Origin of the sequence: Fusobacterium varium, assembly GCA_021531615.1 — a bacterium.
In the GTDB taxonomy this organism is placed as follows: Bacteria; Fusobacteriota; Fusobacteriia; order Fusobacteriales; family Fusobacteriaceae; genus Fusobacterium_A; species Fusobacterium_A varium_C.
In genome coordinates this window covers 373,391-395,102 of record JADYUE010000001.1, presented here as the reverse complement: position 1 = coordinate 395,102, position 21,712 = coordinate 373,391, and the positions used below count along the sequence as shown (strand labels likewise).

21 protein-coding genes are annotated in these 21,712 nt (G+C 30.0%); 16 read left to right on the top strand and 5 right to left on the bottom strand.

Annotated features, from left to right (window positions below):
* Positions 1 to 10: 10 nt before the first annotated feature.
* Together I6E31_01940 and I6E31_01935 are read left to right on the top strand one after the other, a co-directional pair.
* A complete protein-coding gene (locus tag I6E31_01940; GenBank protein MCF2638728.1) occupies positions 11 to 1,021 on the top strand; it encodes an SIS domain-containing protein in 1,011 nt (336 codons plus the stop codon).
* A gap of 228 nt (positions 1,022 to 1,249) precedes the next feature.
* The gene (locus tag I6E31_01935) at positions 1,250 to 2,158 is read left to right on the top strand and encodes a DMT family transporter (GenBank protein MCF2638727.1); all 909 of its coding nucleotides are present in this window, start codon (positions 1,250 to 1,252) and stop codon (positions 2,156 to 2,158) included.
* 79 nt (positions 2,159 to 2,237) lie between these two features.
* Here the strand turns inward: I6E31_01935 and I6E31_01930 are convergent, their stop codons facing one another.
* Together I6E31_01930 and I6E31_01925 are read right to left on the bottom strand one after the other, a co-directional pair.
* Complete coding sequence (locus I6E31_01930; GenBank protein MCF2638726.1) at positions 2,238 to 3,278, bottom strand: sugar kinase; 1,041 nt, start codon at positions 3,276 to 3,278, stop codon at positions 2,238 to 2,240.
* A 17-nt stretch (positions 3,279 to 3,295) separates the two neighbouring features.
* Positions 3,296 to 3,931: a bifunctional 2-keto-4-hydroxyglutarate aldolase/2-keto-3-deoxy-6-phosphogluconate aldolase gene (locus I6E31_01925; protein ID MCF2638725.1), complete on the bottom strand. Its 636-nt coding sequence runs from the start codon at positions 3,929 to 3,931 to the stop codon at positions 3,296 to 3,298.
* Positions 3,932 to 4,235: 304 nt separating this feature from the next.
* Here I6E31_01925 and I6E31_01920 point away from each other — a divergent pair, with 304 nt between their 5' ends.
* Positions 4,236 to 5,132: an AEC family transporter gene (locus tag I6E31_01920; protein ID MCF2638724.1), complete on the top strand. Its 897-nt coding sequence runs from the start codon at positions 4,236 to 4,238 to the stop codon at positions 5,130 to 5,132.
* A 301-nt stretch (positions 5,133 to 5,433) separates the two neighbouring features.
* Here I6E31_01920 and I6E31_01915 read toward each other — a convergent pair whose 3' ends face one another.
* Positions 5,434 to 6,192 carry an IclR family transcriptional regulator gene (locus tag I6E31_01915; GenBank protein MCF2638723.1) on the bottom strand — a complete coding sequence of 253 codons (759 nt, stop codon included), beginning with the start codon at positions 6,190 to 6,192 and terminating at the stop codon, positions 5,434 to 5,436.
* Between the two features lie 213 nt (positions 6,193 to 6,405).
* Here I6E31_01915 and I6E31_01910 point away from each other — a divergent pair, with 213 nt between their 5' ends.
* Positions 6,406 to 7,143: a GntR family transcriptional regulator gene (locus I6E31_01910; protein MCF2638722.1), complete on the top strand. Its 738-nt coding sequence runs from the start codon at positions 6,406 to 6,408 to the stop codon at positions 7,141 to 7,143.
* Between the two features lie 88 nt (positions 7,144 to 7,231).
* On the opposite strand, the gene I6E31_01905 is transcribed toward I6E31_01910, so the two are convergent.
* Positions 7,232 to 8,434 (bottom strand): FprA family A-type flavoprotein, encoded by a 1,203-nt coding sequence (locus I6E31_01905; protein ID MCF2638721.1) that lies wholly within the window; start codon positions 8,432 to 8,434, stop codon positions 7,232 to 7,234.
* A 39-nt stretch (positions 8,435 to 8,473) separates the two neighbouring features.
* Positions 8,474 to 10,387 (bottom strand): acyl-CoA dehydrogenase family protein, encoded by a 1,914-nt coding sequence (locus I6E31_01900; protein MCF2638720.1) that lies wholly within the window; start codon positions 10,385 to 10,387, stop codon positions 8,474 to 8,476.
* A gap of 434 nt (positions 10,388 to 10,821) precedes the next feature.
* Here I6E31_01900 and udp point away from each other — a divergent pair, with 434 nt between their 5' ends.
* The 12 genes from udp (at position 10,822) to I6E31_01840 (ending at position 21,705) form a co-directional block, all read left to right on the top strand.
* Entirely contained in the window at positions 10,822 to 11,601 is a 780-nt protein-coding gene (gene udp, locus I6E31_01895; protein ID MCF2638719.1) for a uridine phosphorylase, read from the top strand.
* 9 nt (positions 11,602 to 11,610) lie between these two features.
* Positions 11,611 to 12,813 carry a NupC/NupG family nucleoside CNT transporter gene (locus I6E31_01890; GenBank protein ID MCF2638718.1) on the top strand — a complete coding sequence of 401 codons (1,203 nt, stop codon included), beginning with the start codon at positions 11,611 to 11,613 and terminating at the stop codon, positions 12,811 to 12,813.
* A gap of 8 nt (positions 12,814 to 12,821) precedes the next feature.
* A complete protein-coding gene (cdd, locus tag I6E31_01885) occupies positions 12,822 to 13,220 on the top strand; it encodes a cytidine deaminase (GenBank protein ID MCF2638717.1) in 399 nt (132 codons plus the stop codon).
* A gap of 12 nt (positions 13,221 to 13,232) precedes the next feature.
* Positions 13,233 to 13,940 carry a purine-nucleoside phosphorylase gene (gene deoD, locus I6E31_01880; GenBank protein MCF2638716.1) on the top strand — a complete coding sequence of 236 codons (708 nt, stop codon included), beginning with the start codon at positions 13,233 to 13,235 and terminating at the stop codon, positions 13,938 to 13,940.
* A 19-nt stretch (positions 13,941 to 13,959) separates the two neighbouring features.
* Entirely contained in the window at positions 13,960 to 15,150 is a 1,191-nt protein-coding gene (locus I6E31_01875) for a phosphopentomutase (protein MCF2638715.1), read from the top strand.
* 18 nt (positions 15,151 to 15,168) lie between these two features.
* Positions 15,169 to 15,816 (top strand): deoxyribose-phosphate aldolase, encoded by a 648-nt coding sequence (gene deoC, locus I6E31_01870; protein MCF2638714.1) that lies wholly within the window; start codon positions 15,169 to 15,171, stop codon positions 15,814 to 15,816.
* A 125-nt stretch (positions 15,817 to 15,941) separates the two neighbouring features.
* Positions 15,942 to 16,790: a pseudouridylate synthase gene (locus I6E31_01865; protein ID MCF2638713.1), complete on the top strand. Its 849-nt coding sequence runs from the start codon at positions 15,942 to 15,944 to the stop codon at positions 16,788 to 16,790.
* Positions 16,787 to 17,209, top strand: coding sequence for an HD domain-containing protein (locus I6E31_01860; GenBank protein MCF2638712.1), 423 nt, complete (start codon positions 16,787 to 16,789; stop codon positions 17,207 to 17,209). Before I6E31_01865 ends, I6E31_01860 begins: the two co-directional genes overlap by 4 nt.
* A gap of 67 nt (positions 17,210 to 17,276) precedes the next feature.
* The gene (locus I6E31_01855) at positions 17,277 to 19,037 is read left to right on the top strand and encodes a TIGR03960 family B12-binding radical SAM protein (GenBank protein ID MCF2638711.1); all 1,761 of its coding nucleotides are present in this window, start codon (positions 17,277 to 17,279) and stop codon (positions 19,035 to 19,037) included.
* Between the two features lie 21 nt (positions 19,038 to 19,058).
* The gene (locus I6E31_01850) at positions 19,059 to 19,733 is read left to right on the top strand and encodes a uracil-DNA glycosylase (protein MCF2638710.1); all 675 of its coding nucleotides are present in this window, start codon (positions 19,059 to 19,061) and stop codon (positions 19,731 to 19,733) included.
* Between the two features lie 125 nt (positions 19,734 to 19,858).
* Positions 19,859 to 20,227 (top strand): hypothetical protein, encoded by a 369-nt coding sequence (locus I6E31_01845; GenBank protein MCF2638709.1) that lies wholly within the window; start codon positions 19,859 to 19,861, stop codon positions 20,225 to 20,227.
* A 26-nt stretch (positions 20,228 to 20,253) separates the two neighbouring features.
* Complete coding sequence (locus tag I6E31_01840) at positions 20,254 to 21,705, top strand: UDP-N-acetylmuramoyl-L-alanyl-D-glutamate--2,6-diaminopimelate ligase (protein MCF2638708.1); 1,452 nt, start codon at positions 20,254 to 20,256, stop codon at positions 21,703 to 21,705.
* The last annotated feature ends 7 nt before the right edge of the window (positions 21,706 to 21,712 follow it).

Below are 21,712 nucleotides of genomic sequence, written 5' to 3'. Positions count from 1 at the left end.
ATATGCTGAAATGTTAAAATTTAATGAAAAGGAATATAGAACAAGTGCTGATCTAATAAGAGAGGCTCGTCCAATAGCTGAAAAAGTAGCAGATGAAGTATCAAAACAAGGATATAAAAATATATTTTTTACAGCTGTAGGTGGAAGTTTAGCTCCAATGTTAGCTATGGGAGAAATGGCAAAACAAGTAACTGAAAAGCCTGTATTTGTAGAGCAAGCAGCTGAATTATTAAATAGAGGGCATAAATCATTATCAAAAGATTCAATAGTAATTACACTATCAAAATCTGGAGATACAAAAGAAACAGTAGCAATAGCAAAACATTGTAAAGAAAATGGAATAAGAGTTATTTGTTGTACTAAAAATCCAGAATCTCCACTAGCTAAAAACTCTGATTATACAATTCCTATGAGACATGAAAATGGAGTAGAATATGAATACATGTTATTATTCTGGTTATTCTTTAGATTGATGAAAAACAATGGAGATTTTGATGATTATGATGAATTTGCAGATCAATTAATGACACTACCAGAAAATCTATTAGAAGCAAAATATAAATTTGATCCAATTGCAAAAGAAGCAGGTAAAAAATACTACAATGAACCATATATGATTTGGGTAGGTGGAGGAGAAGTTTGGGGAGAAACTTACCTATTCTCAATGTGTCTATTAGAAGAGATGCAATGGATTAGAACTAAGTCAGTAACAAGTGCTGAATTTTTCCATGGAACTCTTGAGATTGTAGAAAAAGATGTTTGTGTATTCTTAGTAAAAGGTGCTGGAAAAACTCGTGTGTTAGATGAAAGAGCAGAGAAATTCTTAAGAAATTATACAGATAAATTAACAGTAATTGATACACAAGACTTTGAATTAAAAGGTATTGATGAAAAATATCGTTGGATAATTGCACCAACAATTGCATCTACTGTGTTAGTTGATCGTATGGCTTTCCATTTTGAAGATAATACAAAACATAGCTTAGATATCAGAAGATATTACAGACAATTTGATTATTAATATAATAATTAAAAAAAATTGTAACATTTTTGACACAAGAAAAGATTATTATAAATACATAAATAAATCTTTCCCCAAGATGTTTTATATATAAATATAGTAGAAAGCATAGTCGTTTGACTATGCTTTTTTCATATATGGAACTACAAAAAGATTTTTAAAGTTGCCATATTCTGATAATTAGGTTAAAATATAAAAATGTATAAAAATTAAAGGGGGAATAAAAAAATGTTTAAGAAAAAAGGTTTGCTTTATGCAATACTTGCATCAATTTTATGGGCAATAGTAAACCCTGTAATTAAAACAGGTTTGAGTTATGATATGACACCGATGAACTTTGCTGGATTGAGATTTACATCAGTAGGGATAATACTTTTGGTATATACTTGGCATAAAGGCATGTGGGAAGAGGTAAGAAAAAATAGCAAGCTATTTACACTATTGACTTTAGTAAATATCTTTTTAGGGTATGCAGCATTTTATATAGGGGTAAACTTAGTTGATGGAGCTATTTCATCTATAATAATGGGGACAACTCCTTTTGTAAATATTATTTTAAGCCATATTATGACAAAAAATGATAAATTAAATAAGCATAAAGTGATTAGTATCTTAATAAGTTTAGTTGGATTATTAATGATAATAGGAGTAAAAAGTGGGGGATACTCTATCAATGGAATTGGGCTTATTGGTATAGGTCTTCTGTTTATGAATATAATTTTCCAAGGGTATTCAGCAATTAAAGTAGCAGAGTACAAAGCAAATATTGATCCTGTATTTTTAAATGCTGTTCAAATGTTCTTTGGGGGATTTTTACTATATGTAACAGGAGTTGCAATAGAAGGATATAAACAATTTATAGGAAAACCTATAGGATTTTATTTAAGTTTAGGAACTTTAGTTTTTGTTTCAGTATTTGCATTTAGTTTCTGGTTTATAGCTCTTCAAGATAAGAATACAAAGGTTTCAGAAGTAAATATGTGTAGATTAATCAATCCAATTTTAGGAGCTATTTTAAGCTGGATAATGCTTCCAGATGAAGTACCAACATTTAATACAGTAGCAGGAATGATAATAATAGTATTTTCATTAGTTTTCTATTTCAAAGGAAAAGAGTATTTTGAAAAAAATAAATAAATCTAACTATAACAAAAAAACTCAGAATTAATCTGAGTTTTTTTGTTTATATTAACTTTATTAAAGATAAGTGGGCAAATTATCTATTCATTTCACTTGTGCTTCCAAATTCATGATCAGCTATGATTCCTTCAATAAGGTTAGCTCCAGCACAGTTATTATCTCCAACGATAGTATTTTTTACAGCTCCACAAGCATTTCCATATTTTAATGCTTTTTCAGTGTCGTTATATTTTAAAATTCCATAAAGAACTCCTGCAACATAAGCATCTCCACTTCCAATTCTATCTACGATTTCTATATTTTCATATGGTTTTTCGAAGTAGAATTTATCCTCTTTTCTATTGTAGATAATAGATGTGAAGTTGTGAGATTTAGGAGAGTTTACAGTTCTTTGAGTAGAAGCTATTAAAGCAAGATCATGCTTTTCAGCAAAGTTTCTCATGATCTCTTTAAGATCTCCAGTTTCTTTAAACATCTTTCTAAATGTTTCTTCAGATGCAAATAGAATATCTATAGAAGGAAGTATTTTTTCTATTTCAACTCTAGCATTTTGCTCATCTCCCCAAAGATTTCTTCTAAAGTTTACGTCAAAAGAGATTAATCCACCTTTTTCTTTGAAGTTTTTAATTAAATCTTTAGTAAGTTGTTTAGATTTTTCACAAAGTCCAAGACTGATTCCACTTGTGTGGAAGATTTCACATTTATCATAAATTGATTTATCTAATTCATCAGCTTCTAAGAATTGGAAAGATGAATCATGTCTATCATAAGTAACATTTGGTTTTCTAGGAGATGCTCCATATTCATAGAAGTATATAGCTAAACGTTTGTAAAGTGAGTTGTCATCAACTATAAAGCTGCTATCTACTCCATTAGAGTTTATAACTCTTTTTGCATATCTTCCAAGTTCATTTTCTGGTAGTTTAGTGATAAGAGTACTTTTTACTCCAAGAGAAGAAACTCCAGTTGCTACGTTAAATTCTGCACCACCGATATTTTTTTCTAAAAGAGTTCCTTGAACAAGTAGTTCACTATTTACAGGAGAAAGTCTTAATAAAAGTTCTCCACTACAAGCTAATCCAAATTCTCTATTTTTAAAATCAAATATTTTTTCCATTGTAGGCCATCCTTTAATTATTTATTTTTTATTTCTCTGATTTTTGAAACAAAAGCTTTTGCAGTAGCAATGATATCTTCAGTTGAACCAGAAGCAAGTTTTCCTCCAGCACCAACAGCTACAACACCATTTTTGAACCATTCTTCGATGTTATCTAAGCTTACTCCACCTGTAGGCATGATGTTAGCTTGAGGAAGAGGAGCTTTAACAGCTTTAACAAATGAAGGTCCGAAAGCACTTCCAGGGAATAATTTGATGATATCTGATCCATATTGCATAGCTTTAGTCATTTCAGTGATAGTCATACATCCAGGCATATATGGTACTTGGTATAAGTTACATAATTTAGCAGTTTCTTCATCAAAAGCAGGAGAAACGATAAATTCAGCTCCAGCTAGAATAGCGATTCTTGCAGTAGCAGCATCTAATACTGTTCCAGCTCCGATTACTAATTGATCTGGAGTAAATTCTTCTTTAAGAGCTTTAATAACTTCTGTAGCTCCTGGAACTGTATATGTAACTTCAATTGCAGGGATTCCACCTTCAACACAAGCTTTAGAAATTCTGATTCCTTCAGCAATAGTTTCACTTCTAACAACTGCAACTATTCCAATTTCAGTTATTTTATTTAAGATTTCACTTTTCTTTAACATAATAAACCTCCTAATTTTTATATCATATGTAAACTCAATAATTTAATTTTATTCTATATTTTAAATATACCCAAAAAAAACAAAAACTTCAATAAGAAATTCATAAAATAATTTCCATATATGAAAATAAAAAGAAACTATAATTCTTTAAATATAGATACAAAGCCTTAGGAATAAAAAGTTTATCTGAAAATATATAAAAAAATAATTTCTTATATGGAAAAATATAATAGGATAAATATTGAAATTTATAAAAGAAACTGTATAATAAAAATGAAAGTTTTTATTAAAATTTGGAGGAAAAATGTTAGAGATAATATTAGAAAAACTATTGCCAATATTTTTATTTTTTACAATAGGTTATATTTTAAAAGTTATGAATATTTTAAAGAAGGAAGAAGCATCAGTACTGTTAAAGCTTGTGTTCTATCTTTTAAGTCCAGCAGTAATTATACTTTCAGTAAGTGGAATGAAGTTAGAAAGAGAATTGCTGTTATATCCAATATCTGCACTGTGTATACATGCTATTATGATTCCAACAGGACTTTTTTTATCAAAGCTAATAAAGTTAAATGACGATGAAAGAAAAGTATTTCGTGGAGCTACATTGATAATGAATATGACTTTTATTCTGCCATTTTTTATAGTATTTTTTGGAGAGAAAAATTTGTATCTATTATCTTTATTTGATGCAGGGAATTTAGTTATAGTTACAACTGTTGTCTATTCAATTTTTGTTTCATCTAAAGAGGATACAGCAATGGATAAAGTAAAGAAACTTTTAAAATCTCCTCTTATAATTGCATTGATAATTGGATTTGTATTGAATATTACAGGATTAAAACTCCCAAAAGGAATAGAGATTACAATGCAAGAGATAGCAGAGATGACAGGGACACTTATTATGATAGCATTGGGAGCTTATTTTACTCCAAAATTTAAAAAGTTGAAGTTAAGTTTAATAATTGTAGCAATTAAAGTTATAGGAATATTGATAGCTACATTTATAATAGGAAAGTTTCTTCCTATTGATGAGATGGGAAGAAAGATAATGCTATTAGGGGCATTTTCTCCTGTTGGAAATAATATCTTAACTTTTGTTTTCGTAACAGATGGAGATATGGAATTGGCAATAAATGTAGTATCTCTTTCAATAATACTAAGTTTTATAAATGTATCACTTTTATTAGTTTTAAGTTAAAGTTATTTATAATTTATCTAGTTAAGCTAAGTTTTCTAGCACATCGCTAGGTTTTGACAAAGTACCTTTGTATTTAGTAATTATTAGTCAAGTTAAGTTATCAAAACTTATATTTTAAATATCAGCTAAATTTCATGTCGTAGAATAAAGAGAGAGTAATACTCATCTGACTAAAATTCTGAAACTCGACTTCGTCTCAAACACGTCAGAATTTTTAGTGTCAGATTTCGTAACTCTCTCTAATATTCTTCTCCAAATTCCATTTTAGCTGATATTAGAATAAATTATAATTAAGTAATTGTTATTTATTAAAGTAATCTAATCTTTTAGAAATTTCATCACAAGCTTTTCTCATCTCTTTTACAATTTTAGTTGCTCTTTCATCTGGCAAAGAATCTGGAAAACAAGGACAACTAACAGCAGCTATAATCCTATTTTTTTTATCTAAGATAGGAACAGCAACAGCTTTAATATTTTTTGAATGCTCCATATTATCAAAGGATAACTTATTTATATTAATCTTTAAAAGCTCTTTTTTTAACTCCTCTCTATCTGTAATAGTGTTTTCTGTGTAACGAGGAAGGGTAGTGTCTAAAAGCTTATTCAACCTATTTTCACTTAATTGACAGATTAAAAGCTTACTTGCAGCACCTGCATGTAATGGAAAAATAGCATTTTCAGATACAGAGATTTTTATAAAATCACTACTTTCAACTTTAGCAATACTTCTTATTTTATCTTCATCCAAAACACTTATTTTAAAAGTTTCCTTAAATTTTAAAGAAAGCTCTTCAAGATAAGGATAGGATATATTTTTTATTAAAGTATATCTTTCATGTTTTGTTGAAAAAAAGTAAAATATCTCTCCAAGTTTATACTTTTTATTTTCAAAACTTAAATATTTTAGCTCAGTAAGAACAGCTAATAATCTATTTGTAGTAGCTTTAGGGATATTTAACTCTTTTGAGATTTCACTTTGAGTTGCAGAATCTTTATAATATAGATATTTGAATATTTTATCAGCTTTTTCTATAGCTGGAACTTTTTTTTCAGCAGTCATAATACTCACCTAATCGTTAAATTTTTTAAATAATATATCTATATTATACTATGAAAATTCAATAGATGGAACAAAAATAGAAATTATAAAAAATAAACAAAAAAATAGACAAAGAGAGATAGAAAAATAAAAAAACTTGCATTTGTCTAAAAAATAGTATAAATTTTATTTATAGATGGGGTTATAAATATGAAGAAATGGGGGAAAAATTAGATGGAAGAAAAAGCGAATAAAGAATTAGAGAAAAAGAAGAAAAAATTAAGATATGTGGGAGTCTATGATAGTATATATGAAAAAATAAAAGATGGAGAGTTTGAAGATAGATTGCCAGCAGAACCAGAATTAGCAAAGCTTATGGGAGTGAGTAGAATGACTTTAAGACAGGCACTTACTCTTTTAAGAGAGGATGGGATTATAAAAAATATTCAAGGAAAGGGAAACTTTATAATAAGTGATGGTGTTAAATGGGAGAAAGGGCTAGAAACATTTGGACATCCTGTGTATGATTCTTTAAATGATATTATTGATGAAGTGGAGTTTCAATTTAGAATAGAGCCTTCAACAGATTACACTAATAAAGTTTTAGAAAGAAAGACTCCAGTTATTATTTTTGCTGATAGATGGTATAAATCTAAGGGAGTGGCTAAGGCATATACACTTTCAATTTTACCAGTAGAGACAATAAAAGAGAGAGAGATAGACTTAAATAATTCAGAGGAGTTACTTAAATATTTAGAAAAAGAGATCTACGAAGAGGCTAGACACTCAAATTTAAAACTGATTTACTCTGAATCTGGCAACTTTTCAGCTATAAAATATAAGATATCAGAGAGCAATAAATGTTATTTAGTAACTGAAAGTTTATACAGTAAAAATAAGTATCCAGAGGTTCATAATAAGCATTATCTGCCAATAGAGCATTCACATATAGAGATAAATAGAAAAATATAATTTTAACAATAAAAAGAGCTGTGCAAACCAACACAATGTTGATTTACAACAGCTCCTTTTATTTATATAACAGGATTGCTATTAAGACCTATTTCATAGAGTTGATAATACTGTCAACTAAAGTATCCATCTCTCCAATTTGCTCAGCTGTCATTGAAGAAGTAAGAGTTACTTTTTCATCAAGAACAGTCATATTTCTCATATTTTCTAAAAATTCACGCATTAATCTTCCAGACTCACAAGCCCAAGAACCATTTTCAAGGATAGCAAAAGTTCTATTTTGAACATTAAGAGCTTTCATATCCATTAGATAGTTGTGCATCAATGGATAAATTCCTAAGTTGTAAGTAACAGAAGCTAATACCACATTACTATACTTGAATGTTTCAGAGATAAGTTGAGATATATGAGTTTTAGAAACATCATACATTACAACATTATTCATTCCTTTTTCAACTAATTTAGAAGCTAAAACTGATGCTGCATTTTCAGTATTTCCATACATTGAAGCATATACAATCATAACTCCTTTTTCTTCAGGCTCATATCTACTCCATTTATCATATTTATCAATGAAGTATCCAAGGTTATTACGCCATACTGGACCATGTAGAGGACAAACAATTTTAATATCTATACCAGCAGCTTTTTTAAGCAGAGCTTGAACATGAGGTCCATATTTTCCAACTATATTTGTGTAGTAACGTCTAGCATCATCTATCCAATCACGATCAAAATTAACTTCATCATTAAATAGTTTTCCATCTAATGCTCCAAATGAACCGAAAGCATCAGCACTAAATAACACTCCGTTAGTAGTATCAAAACTTACCATAGCTTCTGGCCAGTGTACCATAGGAGCAGCAACAAATAGTATCTCATGTTTTCCGAAAGATTTTTTATCTCCTTCTTTTACAATTTCAGTTTTAGAGCTGTCAATATGGAATCCAAATTGATTCATAAAGTAGAATGCTTTTTCACTACTAATAACTTTAACTTTTGGATAACGTAGCATAACTTCTTCTATCATAGCAGCATGGTCAGGCTCCATATGATTAATAACCATATAGTCAAGAGGTCTGCCATCTAAAACATGTTCTAAGTTTTCTAAAAATTGACGTCCTATAGACCAATCAACAGTATCAAAAAGAACAGTTTTCTTATCTAAAAGTAAGTATGAGTTGTATGAAACTCCACGAGGGATTGGGTGTATATTTTCAAATAGATGAAGACGGTGATCATCTCCTCCTATCCAATATAAATCTTCAGTCACTTTTCTAACATTATACATGAATAATTCCTCCTTAATTTACAAAACTATGAAAAAAATTTAAGCTTCTATAAATTGATCTTTTTCTTCTCCACATAGAGGACAGATCCAATCTTCAGGTAATTTATTAAATAGAGTACCTGGTTCTACACCATTTTCTTCATCTCCAATAGCAGGGTCATAAACATATCCACAACCATTACATACATGAAGAGGATAACTAGGTGCAGGTTTTTTAGGGATATTTCTTTTCATTTTTTTCATAGGAGGAGCATCTTTTTTAGGCTCTCCATTATCTAAAGCAGCAGTTAAAAGAGGAAGAACTTCTTTTAAGTCCCCAACAATTCCATAATCTGCATTTTTAAAGATTGCTGCATTAGGGTTTGTATTAATAGCTACAATAGTAGTTGCATCTTTAATTCCTTTTAAATGTTGTCCAGCTCCAGAGATACCGCAAGCTATATAAAGGTTTCCATTGAATTTTTGTCCAGACATACCAACATAACGGTTAAGAGGAACATATTTTAGTGTTTCAGCTACTGGTCTAGAAGATCCAATAGCAGCTCCAGCTTGAACAGCTAAATCTTCAATAAGTTTCATATTTTCCTTTTCACCAATTCCCATTCCAGCACTAACTATACGATCAGCCATAGCAATAGGAGTATCTAATGGGATACCAACTGTAAAGTCATATCCATCGGCTTTTAAAGCTTCTACAAGAGCATTAACTTTATCTTTCATATCTCCATCTTTAAACATTATATTTTTACGTAAACCTGTTGCATGTCCCTTAGCTGAAGGTTTTTTAGGTCCTGAAGAGTTAGCTTTAGGCATCTTTCCAATTAAGTGAGATGCAATAACTATTCTTTGAATTTCGTTAGTTCCTTCATAGATAGTACAGATTTTAGCATCACGATAAGCACGTTCAACTTCCATACCTTTAAGGTATCCATTTCCTCCAAATATTTGAAGTGCATCATTAACAACTTCTAGACAGATATCAGATGTATATTGTTTTGCCATTGCAGATTCCATTCCAAATGGTTCATGTTGATCTTTTAATTCAGCAGAGCTATAAACTAAGAATCTGGCACATCTTAATTTTGTAGCCATATCAGCTAATTTGAAAGATATAACTTGTTGATGAGCAATAGGCATTCCAAATTGTTCTCTTTCTTTTGCATATTCAAGAGCATTTTCAAAAGCACCTTGAGCAATTCCTAAAGCTTGGGCAGCAATACCTATTCTACCTCCATCAAGAGTAGCCATAGCTATTTTAAATCCTTGTCCTTCTTTTCCAAGTAGATTTTCTTTAGGAACTTTAACATTATTAAATACTAATTCAGCAGTTGAAGAAGAACGAATACCCATTTTGTCATAGTGAGTACCAAATGTAAATCCTTCCCAACCTTTTTCAACTATAAAAGCACTTATTCCTCTTGTTCCAATATCAGGAGTAGTTACAGCAAAAATTACATATGTATCAGCTTTGTCAGCATTAGTTATAAATATTTTTCCACCATTAAGGATATAATGATCTCCTTCTAAAACAGCAGTTGTTTCAGTACCACCAGCATCACTACCAGCATTTGGTTCTGTTAATCCAAAAGCACCAAGTTTTTCTCCTTTAGCTAGAGGAACAAGATATTTTTGTTTTTGTTCTTCAGTACCAAAAGCATAAATAGGATATGATCCAAGAGATACATGGGCAGAAAGAATAACTCCAGTTCCTCCATCAACTCTTGAAAGTTCTTCAACAGCAATAGCATAACTTAAAGTATCAAGCCCAGCTCCACCATATTCTTTTGGATAAGGTAGTCCCATCATTCCCATTTCACCAAACTTTTTAATAGCCTCTGTAGGGAATTCATTTTGTTGATCAAGCATAAAAGCTATAGGTTTTACTTCTGTTTCTGCAAATTCTCTCACTTTTGCACGTAAAGCTTCATGTTGTTCTGTTGTCTTAAATAACATATTCCTGCCTCCTTATTGTTCCACTAATCAAAGATTTTTATAATGAGTACAAAATTACATTTTTTTTCTTTTTATTATATTTTCATACTATCACTTTTTGAAAAATTTGTCAATATAAAACTAAACAAAATTTGTCAAGTAAAGTATAAATAAAAGATGATATGATCAGAATTAACATATATAAAACTAAAATTAATCATATAAAAACCACATAATTTTATAAAAATTTAGACAACTATTATCTTAAAAAATATATTTTTTCTGAAAATAAGAGGGATATAATCTTTTACAAAAGTAGAAAATTTTGTACATTTTAAGAGCAAAATTATTGGTAAAAGAGTAAGAAAAATATTGACAGTATTAGGTTAAAGATGATAATATAAATTATAGACAATTAATTAGACAAGTTAGACAAAAATCTGGAGGTATAATTTATGAAATACGCAGAAGATGGAGTTCAATATCACATAGGAATAAGACATGGAGAAGTTGGAAAGTATGTTATATTACCTGGAGATCCAAAACGTTGTGCTAAAATAGCAAAATATTTTGATAATGCAGAGTTAGTAGCTGATTCAAGAGAGTATATTACATATACTGGATATTTAGATGGAGTAAAAGTAAGTGTTACTTCAACTGGTATAGGAGGACCTTCTGCAGCAATCGCTTTGGAAGAGTTAGTAAAATCTGGAGCAGATACATTTTTACGTGTAGGTACTTGTGGAGGAATGCAACCAGAAATAATGGGTGGAGATATAGTTGTAGCAACTGGAGCTATAAGAATGGAAGGTACAAGTAGAGAGTATGCACCTATAGAGTTTCCAGCAGTAGCTGATTTAGATGTAGTAAATGCTTTTGTTAAAGCTGCTAAAGCATCTGGAAAAGATTATCATGTGGGAGTAGTTCAATGTAAAGATTCTTTCTATGGACAACATTCACCAGAAACTAAACCAGTTAGTTATGAGTTATTAAATAAATGGGAAGCTTGGAAACGTTTAGGATGTAAAGCTTCTGAAATGGAATCTGCTGCTTTATTTGTAGTAGGAAGCCATTTAAGAGTTCGTGTTGGATCTGCATTTTTAGTAGTAGCAAATCAAGAGAGAGAAAAATTAGGATTAGAAAATCCAGTTGTTCATGATACAGATGCTGCTATAAGAGTAACAATAGAGGCTATTAGAAATCTAATTAAAGCTGATAGTGAAGAAAAGAAATAGGAGAGTGGAATGAGAATAATAGTTAATATATTAGGAATAGTTTTAGTACTTGTAGCTCTTTACCTTTATTCAAGTGCTAGAAAGTCAATAAAAAAAGAGGTTATTTTAAAAGCGTTAGTGGCTCAATTTGTTATTGCCTTTCTTTTAGTTAAATTTCCTTTAGGTAGAGCAGTTGTATCTAAAGTGTCAGATGTAGTTACAATGGTATTAAACTATGGGCAAGATGGAATAGGATTTGTGTTTGGATCACTTGCAAATCCTGGAAATGCAACAGGATTTATTTTTGCAATTTCAGTTTTGTGTAACATAATATTTTTATCATCTTTAGTTGCGGCATTATATTACTTAGGAATTTTAGGTTGGGTTGTTAAGATAATAGGAAAGGGAGTAGGAAAATTATTGGGAACTACTCAAGTAGAAAGCTTTGTTGCTGTGGCTAATATGTTTTTAGGACAAACTGAAAGTCCTATACTTATTGCTAAATATCTTAACTTTATGACTGAAAGTGAAATAATGGTAGTTTTAATATCAGGAATGGGAAGTATGTCAGCTACAATTATTGGAGGATATGTAGCATTGGGAATTCCTATGGAAAGCTTACTAATAGCTAGTGCATTAGTACCAATGGGAAGTATTGCAATTTCAAAAATTATTCTTCCAGAATTAGAAGAGACTCAAAAAATTTCTGATGTTAGAATGGATAATAAAGGAAAAAATGAGAACTTAATAGATGCGATTACAGAGGGAGCTCAAAATGGATTAGCTTCAGCTTTAGCAATAGGAGCTTCTCTAATAGCTGTAATAAGTATAGTTGCTCTTATTAATGGAGTTCTTGGAAACTTTAACTTAACTCTTGAAAAAATATTCGCATATATCTTCTCTCCAATAGGATTCTTAATGGGATTAACTGGAGAAGATATGAGACTTGCTGGAGAATTATTAGGAAGTAAGCTTGTAATGAATGAGTTTATTGCCTTCCAAAAATTAGGAACAGTTTTATCACAATTAAGTGAAAGAACAGGACTTATTCTATCAATATCACTTGCAGGATTTGCAAACTTCTCGAGTATGGGAATCTGTATAGCAGGAATTTCAGCACTTTGCCCAGAAAAAAGAGGAGTTCTTTCTAAATTAGTATTTAGAGCTATGATTGGTGGATTTACTGTAAGTGTTCTAAGTGCTATGATAGTTGGATTAATTATGTTATTCTAGGAGGAAATATGGTAAAATATAATGATATCTTATCGAGAGCTTATAAAGCAATGGAAAATGCTTATGCTCCTTACTCAAATTTCTTTGTAGGAGCTTGTGTAAAAACAAAAGATGGAAATTATTTTATAGGTGCAAATGTTGAAAATGCTTCATATGGGCTTACAAATTGTGCAGAGAGAAATGCCATATTTCAAGCATATTCAAATGGATATCGTCAAGATGATATAGAGGCAATAGCTATAGTAGGAAAGGGAAATACTTTGATAACTCCATGTGGAGCATGTAGACAAGTATTAGTAGAACTTTTAAAAAGAGATACTCCAATAGTGTTAGGAACAAAAGATGAAGTTGTTGTAACAAATATTGAAGAGCTTATGCCTATGTCTTTTACAAGTGATAGTTTATAAGGAGGAAGTAATATGACACCACATAATCAAGCAAAATTAGGAGAAATAGCAAAAAATGTACTTATGCCAGGAGATCCATTAAGAGCAAAGTTTATAGCAGAAACTTTTTTAACAAATGTAAAACAAGTAAACTCTGTTAGAAATATGTTAGCTTTTACTGGAGAGTATAAAGGTAAAGAGATAACAGTTATGGCATCAGGAATGGGAATGCCATCAATAGGAATCTACTCTTATGAACTATACTCAGTTTATGGAGTTGAAAATATAATTCGTGTAGGATCAGCAGGAGCTTATTCAGGAGATCTAAAAGTTTATGATGTAGTATTAGCTGATAGTGCATGGAGTGAATCATCTTATGCACACACTCAAAATGGTTATGATAAGGATATTATATTACCAAGTGAAGAGTTAAATGAAAAGATAAAAGATGCTGCAAAGAGATTAGAAATTCCTCTACATGTTAGTAGAATCCATTCAAGTGATGTTTTCTATAGAGAGGGAGAACCTAATTATTATAAAACTCTTTGTGAAGAAAAAGGAGTTTCTTGTGTAGAGATGGAAAGTTTTGCTCTTTTCCACAATGCAAGAGTTTTAGGAAAAAAAGCAGCTTGCCTTTTAACAATATCAGATTCTTTTGTAACTAAAGAGGTAACAACAGCAGAGGAGAGACAAACAGCTTTTGTTAATATGATGAAAGTGGCATTAGAAACTTTTTGTTAATTAGATTGGAGGAAATTCAGTGAAAAGATATAAGAGAATTTTTACAGTTGTTATAGATTCATTGGGAATAGGGGCTATGGACGATGCTGAAAAATATGGAGATATAGGGGTAAATACTCTTGGACATATAGCTGAATCAGTAGATAGATTAAATATTCCAAATTTACAAAAATTAGGGATAGCAAATCTATGTAAATTAAAAAATATAGAGCCAGTTGCTAAACCTTTAGGTTACTATGGAGAGTTAAAAGAAACAAGTGTAGGAAAAGACACAATGACAGGGCATTGGGAAATGATGGGGCTTAACATAGATAAACCTTTTCAAACATTTACAGAAACAGGTTTTCCAAAAGAGTTAATAGATGAGCTAGAAAAAAGATTCGGACACAAAATAGTAGGAAACAAATCAGCCAGTGGTACTGAAATATTAGATGAGTATGGAGAACATGAGATTGCAACTGGAGATGTAATAGTATATACAAGTGCAGACTCTGTACTTCAAATTTGTGGAAATGAAGAGACAATGGGACTTGAAACTCTTTACAAGTATTGTGAAATTGCTAGAGAGCTTACAATGAGAGATGAATGGAAAGTTGGAAGAGTAATAGCAAGACCATATGTTGGTAGAAAAAAAGGTGAGTTTAAGAGAACAAGCAATCGTCATGATTATGCTCTAAAACCTTATGGAAGAACAACTTTAAATGTACTTAAAGATAGTAATTTTGATGTTATTTCAGTAGGAAAAATAAATGATATTTTCGATGGTGAGGGAATAACAGAATCAAATAAATCAAAAAGTTCTGTTCATGGAATGGAACAAACTATAGAGATAGCAGATAGAGATTTTAAAGGATTATGTTTTGTAAATCTTGTTGACTTTGATGCTCTATGGGGGCATAGAAGAAATCCTAAAGGGTATGCAGAGGAATTGGAAAAATTTGATCTGAACTTGGGAGTTTTACTTGGAAAATTAAAAGAGGATGATCTGTTAATAATAACAGCAGATCATGGAAATGACCCTACCTATACAGGAACAGATCATACAAGAGAGAGAGTTCCATTTTTAGCTTATTCACCTTCAATGAAAGAGTCTGGTAAATTAGAGACTGCTGACACATTTGCAGTTATTGGAGCTACTATAGCAGATAATTTTGAAGTTGAGATGCCAGAAAATACTATTGGAACATCTATATTAGAAAAATTAATTTAAAATTTAGAGGAGAATAAAATGGATAAAAAAGCAATACTAAAGATGGTTGATCATACTTTATTAGCTCAAACTGCAACTTGGGAGCAAATAAAAGAGATTTTAGATGATTCAATGACTTATGATGTAGCATCAGCATGTATTCCAGCATCTTTTGTAAAAAGAGCTAAGGAATATGTTGGAGATAAACTTCCTATCTGTACAGTAATAGGGTTTCCAAATGGATATAGTACAACAGCTGTAAAAGTTTTTGAAACTGAAGATGCTGTAAAAAATGGTGCTGATGAGATAGATATGGTTATCAATATTGGAGATCTAAAAGATAAAAAATATGATGATATTCTTCAAGAGATAAAAGCAATTCACAAAGCTTGTAATGGAAAGATATTAAAAGTAATAATTGAAACTTGTCTTTTAACTGAGGAAGAAAAAATAAAAATGTGTGAAATTGTTACTGAATCAGGAGCAGAATTTATAAAAACATCAACTGGATTCTCAACTTCAGGAGCTAAATTTGAAGATGTAGCTCTTATGAAAAAATATGTAGGTAAAGATGTTAAAATAAAACCTGCTGGAGGAATAAGCTCTTTTGAAGATGCAGAAAAATTTGTTGAACTTGGAGCAGATAGATTAGGAACAAGTAGACTTGTAAAAATAATAAAAGGTTAATTAAAATAAACGGTTTTAGCTTTGTATTTTACAAAACTTTAACCGTTTTTCTTTTTATAGCTAATCTTTTTTTTCTTATACATATATGGTATAATTAAAAGAATTGAAAATTATGGAGGATAAAATTGGATATAAGAGCTATAGAAAAAACAAGTAAATGGGGGTATATGTTTTATATCTCATATAATGGACAGAAATTTCACTCTTTTGATGAGATGGCAGGGAAGAAAAGTGTAAAGGGTATTTTCAGAGAGATTATGGAAAAAGTAGGATTTTCATGGGCAAAGGGTATTCAGCAAGCTGGAAGAACAGATGCTAAAGTTAGTGCAAATGAAAATATACTTTATGTTAGTAGTAATTTTAATGGAGATATGGAAAATTTAAAAAATAGTTTTAATCAACTATCAACTGGGGATCTAAAAGTTACAATGGTAAAAAAGACATTTCCAAATCTTGTATTCCCAGAAATGATAGAAAAGAGAGAATATATCTATAGCTATCCTAAAAAATTAATAAAAAATTCAGAAGAAGAGATAGAAAAACTATGTAGTGAACTAAGTGGAACATATGATGTAAGTGAGTTTACTGATAAAAAAGGGCTAGAGCTAAAAGAGCATATTAGAGAGGTAAAAATTACCTATGAAAATGGGAAGTTGAGATTTGTAGGAAATTCATTTATGCCAAAACAAGTTAGAATAATGTCAGGATATATTTTAACAGGGAAAAAAGAGGCTCTTATGGGGAAATATCTGACTTTAGAAAAGATATATCTGAAAGAGGAGTTAAAAAATCTGATTTTAGAAAAGTGTGAAGTGGAAGTTGAAAATATTTTAGAGGCAGAGAGAACATTAGATAAAAACCTATATATTTTCTATGTAAAGAAAGGGAGCAAAGGGGAATTTATAGGAAAAAATGGAAGTAATATAAAAAAATTAAAGAAGATATATAAGAATATTATTGTGAGAGAGATATGATAATAAGTAGAATAAAACAGGGATTATTATATATTTTTGGAAGATACAATGAAAAAAATAATGATATTGTAAAAACTATATTATCTAATGAGGAGTTTGAAATATTTAATTCTATGTCTAGATATGATAAAATTCACTCATTTAGATTGTATAATTTTTTATTGAAAAATGAGATTTTAAAAGATGATAAAATCTTTTTGAAACTTGCACTATTACATGATTGTGGAAAGAAAAATCCCTCTTTAATCAAGAGAATGAAAAAAGTTCTTTTAGGAGATAGAGAGCTTGAAAATCATAGTGAAGATGGATTTAATAAATTGAAAGATACAAATTATAAACTAGCTATTTTATGTAGAGAGCATCATATTAAAAGTAAAGAGCTAAAGATGCAAGAGTTTCAAAAATTAGATGATAAATAAAAAAGTAGGTAAAACATTTTAAAAATGTTAAAATAAAGTATAAATTTTATAAAAAAGAGAGGAAAAGATGAGAGTAAATTTAGATAAATACTTATTAAAAGTAGAGAAACCAGCACAATATTTAGGAAATGAGATAAATAGTATCCATAAAGATGAATTTAAAACTAGAATGTGTCTATTTTTTCCAGATATTTATGAAGTAGGAATGTCAAATCTAGGGATAAGAATTCTATATAGCTTAATGAATAGAGTAGAAGGATTCTCTTTAGAGAGAGGGTTTGCTCCAATGGAAGATATGGAAAATATAATGAGAGAAAACAATATTCCTATGTTTTCATTAGAGAGTAAAACTCCATTAAAAGAGTTTGATATGGTAGGATTTTCACTATCTTATGAGATGTGCTATCCAAATGTATTAAATGCTCTTGATTTAGCAGGAATACCATTAGAGAGAGAAAAAAGAGGAGAAGAGTATCCATTAATTATGGCAGGGGGAACTTGTATGATGAACCCAAAACCTATGGAGAAATTCTTAGACTTCATCGTTATAGGAGATGGAGAAGATGTAATGGTAGAGATTGCAAAGAGAATGGTTGCAAACTCTGATAAAACAAAGATGGAAAAATTACAATTAATAGAAGATCTTGATGGAGTATATATTCCAGCACTTCACAAAGGAAAGAAAAAAATAAGAAGAGCTATAGTTGAAGATTTAGAGAAAACAGAGTTTTATGATAATCAATTAGTACCATACATAAATATTGTACATGATAGAGCATCTGTTGAAATTCAAAGAGGATGTACTAGAGGATGTAGATTCTGTCAAGCAGGTATAGTATATAGACCAGCTAGAGAGAGAAGTTTAACTAGAAACTGTGAATTAATAGAGAAAATGATAAGAAATACTGGATATTCAGAAATCTCTCTATCTTCATTGAGTAGTAGTGATTATAGTAGAATAGATGAGCTTATAAAAAAACTAAAAAGTAAATATGAAAATAAAAACCTAGGAATTTCTCTACCATCATTGAGAATGAACCCTTATTCAGTCCAAGTTGCTGATGATATAAGTGGAGGAAAGAGAACAGGATTTACTTTTGCCCCAGAAGCAGGATCTCAAAGATTGAGAGATATAATAAATAAAGGTGTAGAGGAAGCAGATGTTTTAGATACTGCTGAAGCTGCAATAAGAGGAAAATGGGAAAACTTAAAATTCTATTTTATGATAGGATTACCATATGAAACTGATGAAGATGTAGCAGCAATCTATGATTTAGCAACAAAAGTATTAAAAAGATGCTTACCTATTAGTAAAAGAATAAATGTAACAGTAAGTGTATCAAACTTTGTTCCAAAACCTCATACTCCTTTCCAATGGGCAGAGCAAATGGATATGGAAGAGATGAAGAGAAAACATAAGATTTTAAGAGATCTATTTAAAGGGTCAAAACATTGCACTCTTAGAATACATGATAGTAAAAAATCTTATCTTGAAGGATTATTATCAAGAGGAGATGAAAGAACAGGAGATTTAATTCAAAGAGCCTTTGAAATGGGAGCTAAACTAGATGATTATAGAGATAACTATGATATCTGGATAGGGGCAGCTCAAGATTTAGGAATAGAGGAAAAAACTTATCTTGGAGCTAGAGAGTTAGATCAAGAATTACCTTGGGATATGGTAGATATTGGAGTAGATAAGTGCTTCTTAGTTAGAGAGAATGAAAAAGCTAGAGAGGGAGCTTTAACACCTGATTGTAGAAAACAATGTTCAGGTTGTGGAATGAAAAAGAGATTTCCTAATTGTTTAAAAATAGCAGAAAATTAATGAGAAATATTGGAGGAAAAGATGGTAAATATAGGAAATGATTGGGATGAGATATTAAAAGATGAATTTCAAAAAGAGTATTATCAAAATTTGAGAAAGTTTTTAATAAGTGAATATAGAAGTAGAACTATCTATCCTAAGCCAGATGATATTTTTTCAGCTTTGAAATTAACAAGTTTTAAAGATTGTAAAGTTTTAATTTTAGGGCAAGATCCATATCATGGACCAAATCAAGCTCATGGATTGGCATTTTCTGTAAATATTGGAATCAAAACACCCCCATCTTTACAAAATATGTATAAAGAGTTAAAGGAGGAGCTAGGAACATATATACCTAATAATGGATACCTAGTTCCTTGGGCAAAACAAGGGATACTTCTTCTTAATACAGCTTTAACAGTTAGAGCAGGAGAAGCTAACTCTCATTCAAAAATAGGATGGGAAATTTTTACTGATAATATAATAAAGTATTTAAATGAGAGAGAAGAGCCAGTAATATTTGTATTATGGGGAGCTAATGCTAGAAAAAAAATAAAATTTATTGATCAGAAAAAACATTATATTTTAGAAGCAGCTCATCCAAGTCCTCTTTCAGCATGGAATGGTTTTTTCGGTTGTGGACACTTTAAAAAGATAAATAGTATACTAAAATCGTTAGGAAAAGAGGAAATTGATTGGCAAATTGAAAATGTTTAAATATCAGTTAAAATGATAGTTTTATAGTTATTTTATAATTTATATTAAAAGGATATAGTTGTCACAAATATGACACAGAGGTCTAATATAATTAAAAAAATAGCTGTATAAACTGGAGGCTAATTATGAGATATATCAATTTGCTAATATTGACATTGTTTTTTTCTATGATACCTTTATATGCTAATGAAATAGTTGTTGACGGGTGTACTGTGTACTTTAGTAATCTAACTAATAAACAAAAAGATGAGATTATAGGATTGAGAGAAAATCTCCTTATAAAATCAAATGATATAAAAAAACAATTAAAAACTATACGAATTAGAATTCAACAAGAGATGAGAAAAGAGAATCCAGACTGGGTCTATATGGATGAATTAAATGAAAATTTTTTTCGATTGCAAAACCAGTTGACAAATGAACTGATAAAATATAAGAAACAATTAGAGAAAATAACATATGAAGAATATGGTCAGCTAAGTGAGGCTGACTGATTTTCTTATTTAATTTAGGAGCATATATGAATAAAATATTAGCAGGATTAAAATATAGAGTTTTAAAAGAGAAAAATGAAAATCAAGTTTATACAGGAATTGAATATGATTCAAGAAAAATAAAAGAGGGAAATATATTTGTTGCATTAGAAGGTGCAGTTGTAGATGGACATAACTATATAGAACAAGCAGTAAAAAATGGTGCAACTTGTATATTAGTTTCTAAAGAGGTAGAAACTAAATTTCCAGTTGAATATATTTTAGTGGAAGATTTGAGAAAAAATTTAGGGATCGTAGCCTCAAAATTTTATGATTATCCACAAAAAAATCTAAAAATAATAGGAATTACAGGTACTAATGGAAAGACAACAACAACTTATCTTCTTGAATCTATTTTAGGTAGTGAAAATGTATCAAGAATAGGAACTGTTGAATATAAAATAGGAGATGAGATAATAGAAGCTCCTAATACAACTCCAGAATCATTAGATATTGTAAAGATGTGCAAAAAATCTGTGGAAAAAGGCATAAAATATATGATTATGGAGGTTAGTTCACATGCTTTAGCTCTAGGAAGAGTAGATATGCTAGAGTTTGATGTGACTATGTTTACTAACTTGACTTTAGATCACTTAGATTTTCACAAGGATATGGAGGATTATTTCCAAGCTAAGAGAAAACTTTTTACAATGATGAAAAAAGATTGTGAAAATAATTGTGTAATCAATATTGATGATCTTTATGGAAAAAGATTATCTTTTGACTTTGGTGGAATTGCTTATGGAATGTACAACGAAGGAAGAGCTAAAGGGAAGATACTAGAGTTTCATGGAGATGGACAAGAGGTAGAAATAAAAATAGATAATTTTACAACTAAGATAAAGTTATCTATTTTAGGAAGATACAATATGTATAATGTTCTTGGGGCTATTTCAGTAGCTGTATTATTGGGAATAGATATAGAAACAATAATAGAGAAGATAAAGGGAGCAAAGGGAGCACCAGGAAGATATGAGCTTGTAAATTGTGGACAAGATTTTGGAGTAATTGTAGATTATTGTCACACTGGAGATGCTCTTGAAAATATTTTAAAAAGTATAAATGAATTAAAAAGAGGAAGAGTAATAACTGTTTTTGGTTGTGGTGGAGATAGAGATGCTAGTAAAAGACCGATAATGGGTGGAATTGCTGAAAATTTAAGTGATCTAGCAATAGTTACATCAGATAACCCTAGAACAGAAGAGCCTCAAAAAATAATAGATGATATATTAGTTGGAATGAAAAAAGATAATCATATAGTTATCTTAGATAGAGATGAGGCAATTTCAAAAGCGATAGAATTAGCAGAAAAAAATGATATAATTCTATTAGCTGGAAAAGGGCATGAAACTTATCAAATTCTTGGAAGAAAGAAGATTCATTTTGATGATAGAGAGATTGCAAGACGTGAGATTATAAGAAAAAAACAGGAAAAATAAAGGGGGA